This window comes from Bradyrhizobium sp. UFLA05-89 (genome assembly GCF_059803475.1).
Genome location: NZ_JBANBA010000050.1, coordinates 14,744 through 31,340, shown reverse-complemented (window position 1 = coordinate 31,340; position 16,597 = coordinate 14,744). Strand labels below are relative to the sequence as shown.

The 16,597-nt window shown below is 64.6% G+C and carries 13 protein-coding genes; 1 reads left to right on the top strand and 12 read right to left on the bottom strand.

Annotated elements, in window-relative coordinates; all coding sequences use genetic code 11:
• Both SO139_RS24460 and SO139_RS24455 read right to left on the bottom strand, forming a co-directional pair.
• Complete coding sequence (locus SO139_RS24460) at positions 1-1,587, bottom strand: B12-binding domain-containing radical SAM protein (RefSeq protein WP_498540701.1); 1,587 nt, start codon at positions 1,585-1,587, stop codon at positions 1-3.
• A 173-nt stretch (positions 1,588-1,760) separates the two neighbouring features.
• Positions 1,761-3,143: an ethanolamine ammonia-lyase subunit EutB gene (locus SO139_RS24455; RefSeq protein ID WP_498540706.1), complete on the bottom strand. Its 1,383-nt coding sequence runs from the start codon at positions 3,141-3,143 to the stop codon at positions 1,761-1,763.
• A 304-nt stretch (positions 3,144-3,447) separates the two neighbouring features.
• Here SO139_RS24455 and SO139_RS24450 point away from each other — a divergent pair, with 304 nt between their 5' ends.
• Entirely contained in the window at positions 3,448-5,187 is a 1,740-nt protein-coding gene (locus SO139_RS24450) for a methyl-accepting chemotaxis protein (RefSeq protein ID WP_498540700.1), read from the top strand.
• A gap of 9 nt (positions 5,188-5,196) precedes the next feature.
• Here the strand turns inward: SO139_RS24450 and SO139_RS24445 are convergent, their stop codons facing one another.
• From SO139_RS24445 to SO139_RS24400, 10 genes are all read right to left on the bottom strand, one after another.
• Positions 5,197-5,421, bottom strand: a complete 225-nt coding sequence (locus SO139_RS24445) for a LapA family protein (protein ID WP_449379582.1) — start codon at positions 5,419-5,421, stop codon at positions 5,197-5,199.
• 74 nt (positions 5,422-5,495) lie between these two features.
• Entirely contained in the window at positions 5,496-6,071 is a 576-nt protein-coding gene (locus SO139_RS24440; RefSeq protein ID WP_449379583.1) for an HdeD family acid-resistance protein, read from the bottom strand.
• Positions 6,072-6,201: 130 nt separating this feature from the next.
• Positions 6,202-7,725 (bottom strand): FAD-dependent oxidoreductase, encoded by a 1,524-nt coding sequence (locus tag SO139_RS24435; RefSeq protein ID WP_498540699.1) that lies wholly within the window; start codon positions 7,723-7,725, stop codon positions 6,202-6,204.
• A gap of 25 nt (positions 7,726-7,750) precedes the next feature.
• Positions 7,751-8,377, bottom strand: a complete 627-nt coding sequence (folE, locus tag SO139_RS24430) for a GTP cyclohydrolase I FolE (RefSeq protein ID WP_449379585.1) — start codon at positions 8,375-8,377, stop codon at positions 7,751-7,753.
• 116 nt (positions 8,378-8,493) lie between these two features.
• Positions 8,494-9,387 carry an alpha/beta fold hydrolase gene (locus tag SO139_RS24425; protein ID WP_498540698.1) on the bottom strand — a complete coding sequence of 298 codons (894 nt, stop codon included), beginning with the start codon at positions 9,385-9,387 and terminating at the stop codon, positions 8,494-8,496.
• 120 nt (positions 9,388-9,507) lie between these two features.
• Positions 9,508-10,335 (bottom strand): metal-dependent phosphohydrolase, encoded by an 828-nt coding sequence (locus SO139_RS24420; RefSeq protein WP_498540697.1) that lies wholly within the window; start codon positions 10,333-10,335, stop codon positions 9,508-9,510.
• A gap of 245 nt (positions 10,336-10,580) precedes the next feature.
• A complete protein-coding gene (locus SO139_RS24415) occupies positions 10,581-12,215 on the bottom strand; it encodes a tetratricopeptide repeat protein (RefSeq protein ID WP_449379588.1) in 1,635 nt (544 codons plus the stop codon).
• Complete coding sequence (locus SO139_RS24410) at positions 12,212-12,892, bottom strand: formyltransferase family protein (protein ID WP_449379589.1); 681 nt, start codon at positions 12,890-12,892, stop codon at positions 12,212-12,214. Before SO139_RS24410 ends, SO139_RS24415 begins: the two co-directional genes overlap by 4 nt.
• Before the next feature lie 288 nt (positions 12,893-13,180).
• Complete coding sequence (locus SO139_RS24405) at positions 13,181-14,059, bottom strand: transglutaminase family protein (protein ID WP_498540696.1); 879 nt, start codon at positions 14,057-14,059, stop codon at positions 13,181-13,183.
• Positions 14,056-16,575 (bottom strand): circularly permuted type 2 ATP-grasp protein, encoded by a 2,520-nt coding sequence (locus SO139_RS24400; protein WP_449379591.1) that lies wholly within the window; start codon positions 16,573-16,575, stop codon positions 14,056-14,058. Before SO139_RS24400 ends, SO139_RS24405 begins: the two co-directional genes overlap by 4 nt.
• Between the last annotated feature and the right edge of the window lie 22 nt (positions 16,576-16,597).

Here is a 16,597-nt window from a genome sequence, read left to right as displayed (position 1 = left end):
TCATTCGGCGGGAACGGATGCCTCGCGCAGCCGCAGCGAGTAGTTCGACGCGTTCTGCTGGCCGCTCGATGCCGCGCGCGCGAAGGTGATGAGATGATGCGCGATCATGGTGCAGCCGATCAGGCCTTCGAGATCGCCGCGCCTGATCCGGCCCAGCGCAAACTTCCAGAATACGCGTTTGTAGTCGCCGAGCACGCCGACCTTCCAGAAGATGTTGCGCAGCATGACGAGACCGCGCCTGATATTGGGCCAGGTCTTCATCTCCGCAGGCACCGGCACCCTGAGGCGGTTGGCATAGGTGTAGTCGCACTGGTGCTGATAGCGCGCATAGACCTTCTCGGGCGCGTAGGCCCGCTCCATGCAGAACTTCCAGGACGCCACGACATCATCATAAGGCAACAGGAAGTTGACGTTGGAATCGCGGCCCTCGTCGTTGATCAATCGGCCCTCGCGCTCGAGCCGGTCCCACAGCGGCGTCTTGGGCAGCGCCTGAAGCAGATTGATGGTGAGCAGCGGGATGCGGGATTCATCGACAAAGGAAAGCAGCGCATCCGACGTATTCGGCTTGTCGGTGTCGAGCCCCATGATGATGCCGGACACCACTTCCATCCCGTAGGAGTTGATGGTGCGCACGCCCTCCAGGATCGGGACCATCATGTTGTGGTCCTTCTGCATCGCGTGCAGCGCATCGGGATCGGGCGTTTCGATGCCGCAGAAGATGGTGATGAAATAGGCCTCGCGCATCTTCTCGAGGATCTCGGGGCGCTTGGCGATGTTGAGCGTCGCCTCGCAGGCGAGCCGCATCACGTAGCCGGTCTTCTTCTGCCACTCGATCAGGTGCGGCAGCAGGTCCATCGCCGCCTTGCGGTTGCCGATGAAATTGTCGTCGACGAAATAGACCGTGTCGGTCATGCCGCATTCGCGCAGGCGGTCGAGCTCGGCGATGATCTGCTGCGGCGTCTTGATGCGCGGGTTGCGGCCGTAGAGGCCCGGGATGTCGCAGAACTCACACTGATAGGGACAGCCGCTGGAATACTGGATGCTGCCGAGGAAATACTTCTTCACCTCCGCAAGCTCGTAGGCGGGGATCGGAAATTCCGTCATCGGGACGCGATCGTTGGTCGTCAGCACCACCTGCTGCGCCGGGCGCGCGGTCTCGCGCGACAAGATCGCGATCAGCTCATTGGTGGCATCGCCGAGCTCGCCGACATGGAGATAGTCGAAAGACGGATAGTAATCCGGGCAGGCGCTGACCGAGGGCCCGCCGAGCGCGACGGGCAAATCGTGCTCATGGGCGCGGCGGCAGATATCGTTCATCTGCTGGCGCTGGATGTGCATGCCGCTGACGAAGACCGCTTCCGCCCATTCGAACTCTTCCTTCGTCGTCGGACGCAGGTTCTCGTCGACGAACTTCACCTGCCATTCCCTGGGCAGATAAGCCGATATGAGCAATAGCCCCTGCGGCGGCATGAAGGCCCTGACGCCGTCGGTCAGGGGATAGGCGTGTTCGAATGTACCGAAGGACGAGGTGTAACGCGGGAAGACACAGAGAATATGCCGGATCGTTCCGTTGCTTTCAGCGCGCATCGAGCTTCCCCCAACGACTTCCTACAAACCGTGCAGAATAGACATCAAGACACATAACGTAACGCTGGGCCCGAAATTCCTCAATATTGTGGCATGGGCCTAATTCATGAGACGCACCAATGGTTTCCTCGGTTCATGCCGATTGTCTGTGACCATGCGAAATTTGGGCCGGCTCAGGCGATCAACCGCGAGGCAAAATCGGGTAGCAGCCCCGCATCGCGAGCAAGCCGGAAATCGGCACCCGCAATCCCGCTCTTCGCCAGCCAATCGTCGAATTCCGGCGCGCGGTGCAGGCCGAAGACGTCGCGGACATAGAGCGCGTCATGGAAGGAGGTCGACTGGTAGTTCAGCATGACGTCGTCGGCGCCCGGCACCCCCATGATGAAGGTGACGCCGGCGGCAGCGAGCAGCGTCAGGAGATTGTCCATGTCGTCCTGGTCCGCCTCGGCATGGTTGGTGTAGCAGATGTCGACCCCGAGCGGCAGGCCGAGCAGCTTGCCGCAGAAATGATCCTCCAGCCCAGCGCGGATGATCTCCTTGCCGTCGTAGAGATATTCCGGACCAATGAAGCCGACCACGCTGTTGACCAGCAGGGGGCGATACGCGCGGGCGACCGCATAGGCGCGCGCCTCGCAGGTCTGCTGGTCGACGCCGTGATGGGCATTGGCCGACAACGCCGAGCCCTGGCCAGTCTCGAAATACATCACGTTCTGCCCGACTGGGCCGCGCCTCAGTGACAGCCCTGCCTCGTTCGCTTCCCGGAGCAAAGCGAGATCGATACCGAAGCTGCGGTTGGCAGCCTCAGTCCCGGCGACCGACTGGAACACCAGGTCGACCGGTACGCCCTGCCCGATCAGCGACAACGTCGTCGTCACATGGGTGAGCACGCAACCCTGGGTCGGGACGTTCAGCCGCGCGATGATCTCGTCCAGCAGCCGCAGCAACTGGCCGATGGTCGCAGGGTCGTCGCTCGCCGGGTTGATGCCGATGCAGGCATCGCCCGCGCCGAGCAGGATGCCGTCGAGGATCGAGGCCGTGATGCCCTTGGCGTCGTCGAAGGGATGGTTGGGCTGGAGGCGTGTGCTCATCCGCCCCTTCAGGCCGATGGTGTTGCGGAACGATGTGATCACCTCGCATTTGCGCGCCGCCAGGATCAGGTCCTGGTTACGCATGAGCTTCGACACCGCGGCCGCCATCTCCGGCGTGATGCCGTGGGCCAGCTTTCGCAAACCTTCCGTCGTCGCGGCGTCGGACAGCAGCCAGTCGCGGAAACCGCCAACGGTGAGCGCGGCCACCGGCGCGAAGGCCTTTGCATCGTGGGTGTCGATGACGAGGCGCGTGACCTCGTCGGCCTCATAGGGGATCACGGCCTCCCGTAGGAATTGGCTCAGCGGAACGTCGGCAAGCGCCATCCGCGCCGCGATCATCTCTTCGGCGCTGGCAGCCGCGATCCCGGCCAGCCGGTCACCGGAGCGCGGCGGGGTCGCCTTGGCCAGCAGGTCACGCAGATCAGCGAAGACATAGCTCGTCGCATCGATGGTGTGGCGGTAGACCAAAAGCTCCTCCGGCGTCAGTCGGCCAATGGCCGACGCAGGATCCATCTTGCCCCAAGGTGTACGAGCCCGGCGGCATTGGTGCATGCCGATCTTTGCAGCATGGCATGCCAATCCCGGAAGGCGCCTTGCCGAAAATCGACGACTCCGGCAAGAGACTGATATTCCTTATATTTTCTACGACCAAGGTCTGAGGTGCAACCCTTGCGCGTTAACGCTGCGTCCACCTTCATTCTGCATAGTTTTGTATCAATTTTACCGTTCGTGCTCACTGATCGCACGTAGGCCATTCGGGTCTCTGGAAGCCATGATAATCGACCGAACTGGGAATGCTGCCGGCCTGGCAGGCCGTTTCACGCTCGCCACCAGGCTCTATTCGATCTTCGCGCTGTTCGCGCTGCTCACCGCCGCAATCGCTCTGCTGTCGGATTACAACAGCCGCCGCGGCGCCGAGCTCACCGCCGCGATTGAGACCGCGAATGCGGCGGCGCTGAACGTCGAGCGCGTCAACTCACTGGTCTACGCCGTGGTGATGGAATCCCGCGGCGTCTACATGTCGACGGATCCAAAGGCCGTGAAGAAGTTCGGGGACGGCCTGCTCAAGTTCAACGATGAGATCCTCGGCGTGGTGAAGGGCTGGGAAGCCATCGTCAGGACCGACGATGCCGAACAGTTCGCAACGTTCAAGAAGCGCATCGAGCAATTCATCGATTTCCGGAAAGAACTGGTTCGCCGCGCCTATGAGATCGGTCCGGCTGCTGGCCGCGAATGGGGTGACAACGACGCAAATCGCAGCGTGCGGTCGGCGTTGAACAAGGATCTCGAGGCGCTGTCCAAAGTCTATGCCCTGCGCGCCAAGCAGATTGCGCAGGAGACCGAGACCAATCGCATGCTCTCCTTCGTGCTGACGTGCCTTGGCGGCGTCGCGCTGGCGCTCGTCGTGATCGGCATCGTCATCATCGCGCGCTCGATCGCGCGACCGCTCTCGACGATCACCGCGACCATCAAGCAGGTCGCCGACGGCGAAGAGAACGTCGTGGTGCCGCATACCGAGCGTGCGGACGAGATCGGCGCGCTGGCGCGCGCGATCCGGATCTTCCAGGGGGCAATGGACCGCAATCGCAACCTCGCCTCCCAGGTCTCCCAGGACTCCGCGGCGCGCGACGAGCGCACCCGCCATATCGAGACTTCGGTCGAGACCTTCCGCGAAGCGATCGGCGCGGTCATGCGGGGCCTCGCCGACAACGCGTCCGCCATGCGCGAGACCGCGCAGACCATCACCCGCGTCACGGCAGATGCGAGCACACGCGCCGGCACGGCGGCGAGCGCCACTGAGCAGGCCTCGCACAACGTCACGGCGGTGGCGGGTGCGGCGGAAGAGCTGTCGGCCTCCGTCGAGGAGATCGGCCGTCAGGTGCGGCAATCGGCGAGCGCCGTCGAGCAGACCGGCCAGCGCACCGAGAAATCGATCTCCGAGATCGAGAGTCTGGCTGCCGCCACACAGCGCATCGACGGCGTGCTCAATTTGATCCAGGCGATCGCCGAGCAGACCAACCTCCTCGCGCTCAACGCTACCATCGAAGCGGCGCGCGCCGGCGACGCCGGCCGCGGCTTTGCCGTTGTCGCCCATGAAGTCAAGGCGCTCGCCGGGCAGACCGCGAAGGCGACCGCCGAGATCAGCGAGAACGTCGGTATGATCCAATCCTCGACCCGCAACGCGGTCGAGGCCGTGCGTGAGATTGGCGGCGCGGTACGCGAGATCAACGACGTGACCTCGGCGATTGCCGGCGCGGTCGGCCAGCAGGATGCCGCGACCCGCGAAATCTCCGCCAACGCGCAGTCCGCTGCGCAAGGCAACGAGACGCTGGTCGTCAACATCACCTCGCTCCGCGACGCCATCGGCGAGACGGACGCCGCAGCAACCTCCGTCCTGACCGCGGCCAGCGGCCTGACCGCAACGGCTGAAACGTTGTCGCGCGAGGTGGAGAAGTTCTTCCAGAATTTGCGCTCGGGACCCGCTGAGCGCCGCATCGCCAAGGCGAGCTAGCTCTTCGCATCAGCCGACGCTGCGCCACGAGCCCTTGTAGGAGCGTCGCAGCAGCGCGAACAGGCTGCCACCGGTCGCAGCTCCAAGCAGGTAGACGACGACGGAGAGCAGCGCGAGCGGCAGGCTGAGGTTCAGCCTGAAGAACGAGACGGTCACGGTCTCGAAATTCTGCGCGGCGAACACCACGATCGCGACCGCGAACAGGATGATGATGGCGAGATAGACCCAGCGCATGAAACGCTCCCCTTTGACCGCGCGGAGGATCGCGCGGTCAACCGCGACCTAAAATCGACCCGTTCTCGCGCGCCTTATGTGCTGCGCCGCAGGCTGAAGCCGAGGCTCAGCCAGCCCGCACCGGCAAAGATCAGGTCGATGCCGAGGAACAGGCCGAGGATATAGACGCTGTTGACCGGCCAGCGCGCCAGGATCAACAGGCCGAGCAACAGGGTGATGACGGCCGAGATCGCGACCCAGATCCAGGGGCTCTCCCGCTTCATGCTGAAGGCGAGAAACAGCCTGACGACGCCGGAAGCGATCAGCGAGGCGCCCAGGAACAGGGTCAGCAGGACCGCGGCGAACAGCGGATTCTCGAAGGTCAAAAAGCCCGCGATGACGTAGAGCACGCCGAGCAGCGCCCAGATCAGAAACTTGCCCCAGCTCTTCATCTGGAACGCGCCGATGACCTCGGTCACGCCGGCCACGATCATCATCACGCCGACCACGAGGACGCTTGCGACCGTCGCCATCACCACGCTGCCGAGCGCAATGAAGCCGGCAATGAGGTAGACGACGCCGAGCGCGACGATCCAGCCCCATTTCGGGCGCAGCGCCGCGATGCCGGAGCCCAAGCCTAGGCTGTGAGACATATCCGAAGCAGTTGTCATGACGGTTACTCCTACAAGCGAACCCCCACGGCACACGTCAGGATAGCATGGGCCAGGCGGGGACGACAGCCAGAAGAGCAGCCGTCCTCGGCGCCGCCGTTGATGCAGGTCAAGGCCGCCAGGGCACGCTTCACGCGCGCGGCCGCTCCATTTCAAGCTCGGCCTTCAGACTATCGAGGTCGCGATAAATTGAAGCGACCGCCAGCACGCGCCCCCCTTTCCGATACCGGAGCAGGCAGTCCCTGCCCGTGATGCTACCGTCGATCTTGATGTCATCCCAACCTTCGGCGTGGCCGACATAGTTGATCGGCACGTCATAGTGCTGGCTCCAGAAGAACGGCACGGCGTCGTGGCGCTCGCGCGCGCCCAGCATGTTGCGCGCCGCGGTCTGGCCCTGCCGCTCGGCAACCACCCAATGTTCGACGCGGATGCTGGCTTGCGAATGCGGATCCGGCCAGCGCGCGATGTCGCCGGCCGCAAAGATGCCCGGCGCACTGGTTTCGAGGTAAGCATCGACCTTCACACCACGATCGATCGCAAGCCCGGCCCCCTCGGCCAGTTCTAGGCGCGGCTTGACGCCGATGCCGACCACCACGAGGTCCGCCTCGATCACGCTGCCACTTTTCAGGTGGGCGCGGCGGCCGTCGAGCTTCTCCACGCTGTCCTTGAGGTGGAAATGGACGCCGTTCTCTTCATGAAGCGCGCGAACGAAATCGCCCATCTCACGCCCCAGGATGCGCTCCATCGGCAGCTCCTCCGGCGCGACGACATGAACCTCGAGCTTGCGCGCCCGCAGGGAGGCCGCGACTTCGAGGCCAATGAAGCTCGCCCCGATCACCAGCGCGCGTTTCGTGCTGCCGGCTGCCGTGATGATGGCACGACTGTCGGCGACCGATCGCAGGGTGTGGACATGCGGCTGGTCGCTGCCCGGAATTTTCAACTTAACGGGCTCGGCGCCGGTCGCCAGCAGCAGCCGGTCGAACGGCATCTTGTCGCCGTTGCCCAATGTCACATGACGTTGCTTCGTATCGAGCGCGGCGACTGACGTGTCGAGCCTGAGATCGATGCCTGCGTCTGCATAGTAATCCTCCGGCCGGAGCGGCAGCCAATCCTCCGGCGCATTGCCGGCCAGATAGTCCTTGGACAGGTTCGGCCGGTCGACCGGCAACGCACTGTCGTTGCTCAGCATGGTGATGCCGCCGGCAAATCCTTCACGGCGGAGCATTTCGGCCGCGGCAAATCCTGCCGCGCCGCCACCGACGATGACGAACCGGTCCGGCGTCGGCGCGGTGCGGTGCGGCACGGCTTGTGGTGGCGCCTCTCGCTTGCGGCGCACGACGATCCTGTCCTTCTCGCGTTCGACCTCCCAGACCGCCAGCGCATTCAGCGCCGGCGCCGCGACCGCCTCGCCGGTGCGCAGCGAGAAGCAGGCGTGGTGCCAGGGACAGCGGATGGTGTCGTCGACCACGAGCCCTTCGGCGAGCGGACCGTGATAGTGCGTGCAAGCGGGCTCGATCGCCACGACCTCGGCGCCGAGCTGGACGAGGAGAACATCTTCGTCACCGACATGACCGAGCAGCTTGCCGTCGTTGAAATCGGCGAGGTTCACGCCCTTGCTCAGATCGGGTCCGCTCGGCTTCTTCTCGTCGTTCATGCGCCGTCTCCCGTGGCTTTGCGTCTCAATCGTCCGAGTTGGCGAGGCCAAGCAGTTCCTGCCGCGTCAACGCGTTGTCGCGAAACACGCCGAGCATGCGGCTGGTGACGAGATCGGTGCCCGGCTTGTGCGCACCGCGCGTGGTCATGCAATGGTGCGTCGCCTTGATGATCACACCGACGCCTTGCGGCCTGAGCACGTCATTGATCGAGTTGGCGATCTGCGCCGTCATCTTCTCCTGGATCTGGAGACGCCTGGCGTAGATGTCGACGACCCGCGCGAGCTTGGAGATGCCGACGACACGACCCTGCGGGATATAGGCGACCCAGGCACGTCCGACGATCGGCGCCATGTGGTGCTCGCAATGGCTCTCGAAGCGAACGCCGCGCAGCACGATCATCTCGTCATAGCCCTCGATCTCCTCAAAAGTCTTTTGCAGGATTTCGGTCGGGTCCTGCGTGTAGCCAGTAAAATACTCCCGGAACGCGCGCGCCACCCGGTCCGGCGTCTCGCGCAAACCGTCGCGTGCGGGATCATCGCCCGCCCAGCGGATCATGGTGCGAACCGCATCCTCGACCTCCGCCTGGCTTGGCATGCCCGCCGGCGCCTGCGCGAGTGCAACGCGTTCCAGCCGTCGCGCCTGTCGTTCCATGTGAACTCCTCCCCCTGACCAGCCGCAACAATCGCGTCGCGGTACCAAGGCTTGGACGGCGCCAACGGAAAAAGGTTCCCGGGACGAGGAAAAATCAGAACGGCTCGGAACCAGACTTAACCGTCTGCGGCCCTGCGGAGGTCGAGGACGGCCTGCGTCCATTCGGCGGGCCGCTCCTGCGGCAGATTGTGACCTGCCCCGTTGAACACGCGCCGCTCGAAAAAGCCCTCGAACTTGCGCGCGTGATGCGCGGTGCCACGAATGACGCCGTCGTGATCACCGTCGATCGCGATCGTCGGCACGCGGATCGGCGGCTGCGCGGCAAGCTGTGCCTCGATTGCCGCATAGGCGGGATCGCCTTCCACCAGCGCATAGCGATGCCGGTAGGAGTGGATCACGACGTCGACGAAGTCCGGATTGTCGAAGGCGGCTGCACTTCTGTCGAACGTCGCATCATCGAACGCCCAGGTCGGCGACCACATCGACCAGAGCTGGCGGGTAAAGCCGCGCCGGTTGCGCTCGAGCGCGCGGCGCCCGCGCTCGTTGTGAAAGAGATAGTGATACCAGAGCGCGGCTTCTTCCGGCGGCGACGCCGGCTCCATCGACCGCGCGATGTTCTGGATGTTGTACGAATTGCCGGAGACGAGCCCGACCACGCGCTCCGGATGGAGCGCCGAGACCACGCAGGCCGCGCGCCCGCCCCAGTCATAACCGCCGACCACCGCACGTTCGATCTTCAGGGCATCCATGAAGGCCAGGAGGTCAGCGCCGAGCGCCGCCTGCTCGCCCGAGCGCAACGTCTGGTCGGACAGAAATCGCGTCCCGCCGTAGCCGCGCAGCCACGGCACCAGCACCCGCGCGCCGGATCGTGCGATCAGGGGCGCGCTCTCCGCATACGCGTGGACGTCGTAGGGAAAGCCGTGGCCCATGATGCAGGGCCAGCCATCCGGCGCGCCAAATTCGAGATAGGCGATCTCGAGGACGCCGGTGGTTACTGTTTTTGGCTGCATTCTTGCGACAATCCTCTTGCAATCTAGCCGTAGTCTGGATGAAGCGCAGCGTAGTCCGGGACTCGCGAGCGCCGGCGTCCCAGCATTCCGCTTCGCTCCATGCGGGCTACAAGGTGCGGCCTACTTCTGCGGCCCCGACAGCGAGATGTCGCGCTCGGCGCGGAATACGTTGGCATAGAGGTTGGCGATCCACTGTCGGCCGATGTCGGTCTGGTTGAGATAGCCGATCTCGGTCTGGATATGCGGCGCGACGCTATCCCAATAGAATTGCGGATAGCGATGCACGATGTCAGCAGGCGAATCATAGCCGAGTTGGCGGTTGATGCCGACCTCCTCGAATTCGTAGTAGAGCGCGTTGGCCTTGCGCAGGTAATTGGGATCACCGAGTTGGCCGATGAAATCGGCGGCGCGCAGGATCGAGGCGTCGGCGTCGTACTCCTGGCCGTTCCGGGCCGGAAACCGCGTGCCCTCGATGGCGCGCGCGATGCGCTCGCGGTCGAGACCGGAGATCGGCGCCAGCCGCCGCATCACATAAAGCTTCGAGCGGTCGACGTGATAGGACATCAGGCTCGCATCGGATGCGCCGCGTGGCAGGGACACCTTCGTGCCGACCTCATCGATCACAAAACCGTCGTTGTCATCCTCCTCGAACAGGCCACGTACATAGCCGATGTCGTGGGCAAGGCAGGCGATCAGAACATGGATGTAATCTTCCGCCGACAGGTGCGCATGGAGATTGCGGCCACTGAGGATAGCTTGGCCGGCCAGCGTCACCAGCATCGTATGCTCGATATTGTGGTAGAGCGCATCACTATTGCCGATGCACTCCATCGCCGTACGCGTCGCGATCTCCATGACTCTCGCATGGGACTCGTCGAACCGGCGGCGCATGAACGAGCCGAGCAGCTTTTCCAGAGCTTCGGCAGCCAGTCTCGGTAACGTGATCATGGATGCAGCCCCGTCGTCGGTGGTGTCCCCACGCCAACTCCTGACGCCTCGTTTCTCCTCGCCGGGGGCAGCATAGCCTATCTCGGCCCCGCTGACCAAATCTCCAATGGCAGCGCAACCGAAAAGATTTGTGTTGCGCCATGCACCGCAACAGCTTTGTCGTCCTATCGAGGATGGCGAGGACTACCTGTCAGGCCAACTCGTTCCGCACCTGTCGGTCGTCGCGGCCGGCATGTGTCCCCGGGTCAATCGCTCCGCGCGAGCCGGGCCAGCATGGCGTCGAACGCAGTCTTGATCCTGCGAACGAACGGAGCCTTGTACGGAAAATCCGAATTCTCGTCGTGCACCAGCATAGAGGCGTTGACCTCGAAGACGACGAGATTGCCCTGGTCGTCGAGCGCGCAGTCGATGCCAAAATAGTCGAGACCGATGCGGCCCCTGATCGTTCGCAACACGTCGTAATGGCAGGCGGAAAAGACCGATTTTGGGTCGCGCAGGAATTGCTCCTCCTCGCGCTGCATCCAGTCCTGGCTGGCCATATCCGTGCTATCGCGATGAAGCTTCCAGTCGTCTCCGATCGCCAGATGATAGGGCAGGATCTCCTCGCCCACGAAAATGAACCGGTATTTGCGGAAGAAGCCGTCGGCGGACCGGTAGTCGATAGGCTCGATCAGATAGCGATCCTCACTCACGCGTTCGGCGAGGAACGCCGTCAGAGTATCGGGATCCTCGAATCTTGCGAAGAAGTCCCCGCCATGGGTCCCCGCCGGCCTTGCCAGCAACGGAAACGTCAGCTCATTTCCAGCGGGCGGATGCACGTGACCGGCTGCGATGCGCAGCGTGCGCGGCACGCGACAGCAGGGAATACCGGCAAGCGCAACCGAGGTCGTATCGCGTGTCGTCCGCAAGACCTTTTCGGGTTCGTTGACGACCGGCTTACCGAGGCGCCCGGCAATCTCATCGGCGAGCGGAAGGACGGCCTTGCCCTGATCAGCGTCGCATACGAGGTTGACGACGACGTCGACCTCACGCGCGAGCGTCGCGAGATCCGGCCGGGTCGAGGGCGACAGCGAGAGAATGTCGGCCTGGTAGGCGCAATCCCGAAACAGATACGCGACCGGCGTGTTGCCGACGAAGGGCGCGAACAGAGCGAGCACGCGGAAGCTGGCCGGCGACCGCGTCGCGGGTCTGCGCAGCACCGGGTGAAGCCGGACGGCTCGCTCATAGGCGATCTCCGCAGCCTCGCTCTCGCCGATCGCCTGCTGGATGGCGCCGATCCAGTAGAGATTGTCGGCCCGCTCCGATGCGAGCGCGGCGGCCTGCTCGAAATGCGCGATCGCGGCCTCGACCTGCTTCAGCTCGAAGCAGACCTTGCCAAGCTCGGCGTGAAGGTCCGCGTCGTCAGGCGTTTCCTGGATGAGTTCGCCTAGCAGGACTTGCGCAAGCAAGTATTGCCTGGTCGCGACGAGCGCCTGCACCAAATTGGTCCGCGACGGACGATGCGCCGGGCTCAGCCGCAGCGCTTCGAGATAGAGCGCAATGGCCTGCTGCGCCATGCCGATCCTCAGATACACGTTGCCGAGGTTGCACCAGCAGGCGACGAGATGCGGCGCAAGCCGTAAGGCCGCCCTGTAATTCTCGGCCGCGGAATCGAGATCGTCGCAGAGCATGAAGGCGTTGGCCAGCGCGGCGTGAAGGTCAGCCGCAACGTCGGTGGCCGTACCGATCGACATCATGGCCGCCAGCGCAAGACCGCCCCTGAAGATCGCGATCGCGTCCTTCAGCTCACCGCGCTTGTAATGCTCGCGTCCCGCACGCAGCAGGTCTGCGGCGCTCGGTCCGGTCGGAACCTGCGGCAAGAGAGAAGTCGCTGCGCTCATACGCTTTCAGCCGGAAACGTCGCCGTGAAGGTCACGCCGTGCAAATTGACGGTCGGCGCGATGCCGTCGTGATTGGCACCGAAGATGCGCATCCGGCGCCACAGCTCGTCCCTGCTGATATCCAGCGGAATGTCGCAGATGGCCTTGTAACTACGCCGCGAGTTTCTTCGACCGCTCCATTGGATCGCCGGGTGCGGCGTCGGAAGCAAAGGCTGGCGGGCCAATCGATCGGCCCATTCCGCGAACAGCTTCAAGAGCTGCACGTAAGTCAGCTCGCAGAGACCGCTGACGCCAGTGTTTTCCGGAATGGGAAACGAGGTGACGTCGAGGATCATGCCGGTATCGACGCGCTCGGCCATGGCGTGAAAGGTCACGCCGAACTCGGTCGCGCGGTCATAGAGCGCGAAATGCGTCGGCGCCCAGCCGGGATAGGTCGGCGGCCCCGGATGGAAATTGTAGGCGCCATAGCCGAGACTTGCGAGCAGGTCGGCGGGCACGATGGTGTTGGACGCAAAGGCGATCAGCCGGGCTTGCTGAAGAAGCGATGGCTCCAGACTCCTGAGCTCGTTGATCCCGGTCACCGGCCTAATCGTCAGGTCTTGCCGGTGGCTCCTCAATATCCGCGACAAAGCCACCTCCTCGGCAGCTTCCGTCAGCAACACAACGGCCTCGAACATCGGTTACCGCTTCGTTAACGATGGTGGTGAGCCAAAATGTCGCAGCTGCCTGTTACCAGCGCATTAATGATGAGCGGCCGGACACGCCCGAGAAACATCGAGAAACAAAATTGTTGGAAACGGAATTGGACCTTTTGGGCGTGGAAGCCGCTCGCCATTTGCTCGGTGTCATCGCCCGCGAAAGCTGGCGATCCAGTATCCCAGAGGCCGTCACGAATACGGAGAAGCCGCTACTGGATTCCCCGCTTCGCGGGGAATGACAAGGGAATACCTATCCACAGAGCTCGCCTACTCGACCAAAAGCACGTCCACGGCGACGCCGAGCTTCTGCTTCGGCGAGCCGACAATGATGCCGTCGACCGGCGAGACGTCGGAGAAGTCGCGCCCCATTGCGAGCACGATGTGATCGTTCGCGACCAGGAGATCGTTGGTCGGATCGAAATCGACCCAGCCGAGCTCAGGCCCGCACCACAGCGACACCCAGGCGTGCGTAGCATCGGCGCCTTGCAAGCGTGGCTGACCGGGCGGCGGGATGGTGCGCAAATAACCGCTGACATAGGCCGCCGGCAGCCCGAGCCCGCGAAGGCCTGCGATCATCACATGGGCAAAGTCCTGGCAGACGCCGTGGCGTTTGTCGAAGACCTCGTTGAGCGGCGTCGAGATGACCGTCGCCTTCGGATCGTAGCGAAATTCGCTGCGGATGCGATGCATCAGATCGACGGCGCCAGCGAGGATGCCGGCGCCAGGCGCAAAGCTCATCGCAGCATAGGCGCTGACGGGACGCAGCACCGGCACCAGGGGGCTCGCGAAGACGTAGCCGACCGGCGACGACGGCCCGAGGCTCGTCGCCTCGAAGGCAAGATCGCGGATGCCTTCCCAGGGCGGGCTCAAGGCATCACGCGCCGGTGGCGTTCGCGATACCGATACGCGGGAGCGTGAATCGATGCGCAGATTGCGATGCGAAACTTCGATCACAACGCTCTCGGTCAACGTGCCGAAGAAATCGCGCCGGGCATGGCGGTCCGCAGGCCGCGGCCGGATCTCGACGTGGTGCGAGATCAGCTCCTGCCCATCGCCGCTCTTCGGCTTCAGCCGCAGCGTGCAGCGGGCGAAGCTGACCGGACTCTCGTAGGAATAGGTCGTGACGTGACGTATGTCGTAGATCACGCAAGCCCCGTCAGCTTTTCCGGCCGGCTGGCGTTGGGGCCATGCGGGAAGTAATGCAACCCGATCGCTTCCGCGAGGTTGAGCAGGTCCTGCTCAAGCGAGAACAGCGTCTTGACCTCAAGCTTCTCGGCCTCGGCCGTGGCGAGCATCGCCTGCACGGCGACTGCAAGTCGTTGCGGCTTCTCGATCAGGCCGTATTCCTTCAGGCTCGGCAGCGCTGCGATGTGCTCGTTCAGGCTTGCGACCTGGAAGGCAACCGAGCGCGGATTGTAGGCGTCCAGCACCGCGAGATCGCGTACCGGCGCGAGCAGCGGCGCCAGCAGATAGCGCGAGCGATAGGTGATCTGACAATCGACCAGCGTCAGCAGCACGTCGAGGTCCTCGTCGCCGGCCTCGTCATAGGCGAACTGCCGCGCAAAGCGCGTGGTATTGATGGCACGCTCGGCGCGGCGGCCCATGTCGAGGAAGCGCCAGCCGGCAGCGCGATTCATGTTTTCCTGCGCAAGGCCGGCGAAGCTCGCGAGTTCCTGCAGGGTGAGCTCAGCGGCGCTGAGCACGCTGTCGTCGTCCTCGACCTCGTAGGCGAGCCGGTCGGTCATCTCGGTGATGACCTGCCAGGCGTCGGGCGACAACCGCTCACGCAGACCGGTTGCCGTGAGTTGCGCCGCGCGCACCAGCGACAGCGCCGAGCCGAAACGGTCGGGGCTTTGCAGTGCTTCGGCCGCAATTCGTCCGGGCGCCGTGCGCGAAGCTTGCGAGATTGCGCCCCAGGCGACGAGGATGCGCTGGATGCGCTCGGCCGACTGCATCGCGGTCGATGCGCCCTTGTTGTTGGGCCCGCGCATCGGCGAGCCGAGTGCGCGCACCAGCCGCAGCGTGGCCTCGGCGCGTTCGAGATAGCGGCCGAGCCAGAACAAATTGTCAGCGGCACGGCTCGGCAGCACGCCGGCGATGCGGCGGATCCGCACCTTGTCGGTCGGGGGCAGCAGCGTCGCGGTGGAGACCTGCTTCTCCGAGACGACCCAGACGTCGGCGGCGCGCGCCCCATCGCCCATCGACACGGCGCGGGCGTCCGCCTGCTCGGCAATGCGGCAGAAGCCGCCGGGCATGATGGTCCAGCCGTCGGGCGTGGCGGCGGCGAAAACACGCAGCACGAAGGGGCGCGGGGTGAGCTGGCCCTGCTCCCACACGGGCATCGTCGACAGCCGCACCACCTCCTGGCCGACATAATCCATGCCGCGCCCGCCGATCGCGTCGATCAGGCGCTGGCGCTCGGAGGCGTCGAGTTCACTTGCAAGCACCGGACCCGTGCCGTGGAAGCCGGGAACGCCGCGGCGATAGGCGCCCTCGATCGCGACCTCGTCGAGCCGTGCCAAAACCTCCTCACGCGCCGAGCGCTGGCCGCACCACCAGGTGGCGATATGCGGCATCTTCAAGTCCTCGCCGAGCAGGCGACGGCTCAATGCCGGCAGGAAGCCAAGCAGCGCCCTCGCCTCCAGCACGCCGGAGCCAGGCATGTTGGCGACGACGACGCCATCCTTGCGCAACACGTCGATCAGCCCGGGCACGCCTAACCGCGAGGATGCGTCGAGCTCGAGCGGATCGAGCGAATTGGAATCGACCCGCCGCAGGAGCACGTCGAGCCGCTTGAGGCCTGCGACGGTGCGGATGTGGATGCGGTTGTCGCTGACTGCGAGATCGTCACCCTCGACCAACAGGAAGCCGAGATAGCGCGCCAGCGTCGCGTGCTCGAAGTAGGTCTCGCTGAAGCTGCCGGGCGTGAGTACACCGATGCGCGGCTCGTCGCGATCGGCGCTGGCGCGAAGCGAGTCGCGAAACGCCTCGAAGAACGGCGCGACGCGCGGCACGTTCATCGACTTGTAGAGATCGGCAAAGGCCCGCGACAGCACGAGGCGGTTTTCCAGCGCATAGCCCGCCCCCGACGGCGCCTGCGTGCGGTCGCCGAGCACCCACCAGCGCCCGTCGGGTCCACGGCCGACGTCGGCGGCATAGATCGACAGGTACCGCCCGCCGGGCGGCGCCACGCCGCAGACGGGCCGGAGATATTCGGTGCTGCCTGCGATCGCAGCGGCAGGCAGCGCGCCCTCGGCGACCAGCCGTCCCTCGCCATAGATGTCCCGCAGCACGAGCTCGAGGAGCTGGGCGCGCTGCCTGATACCGGCCGAGAGCTGCTGCCAATCGGCCTCGTCGATCAGAAGCGGCAGATGGCTGAGCGACCACGGCCGGTCGGCGCTGTCGCCGGGCGCGCGATAGGTGACACCGGCCTCGCGCAAATGGCGGTCGGCCATGGCAAAGCGCCGCTCGATCTCGTCGGGCGCCAGCGCACCGAAGGCATCGAAGAAACGGCTCCAGACGGCGCGCGGGGCGCCGTCGGGGCCGAGGAATTCGTCGGGGATGCCGGGCAGCCGGCTATAGTCGCGGACCCATTGCGCGACGCGGCGCCGGCTGAGGCGCCTGCCCGCCTGGCCTTCTCCGTCGGTCGCGCCTTCGCCCATGCACCACTCCCTGCCCCATCAC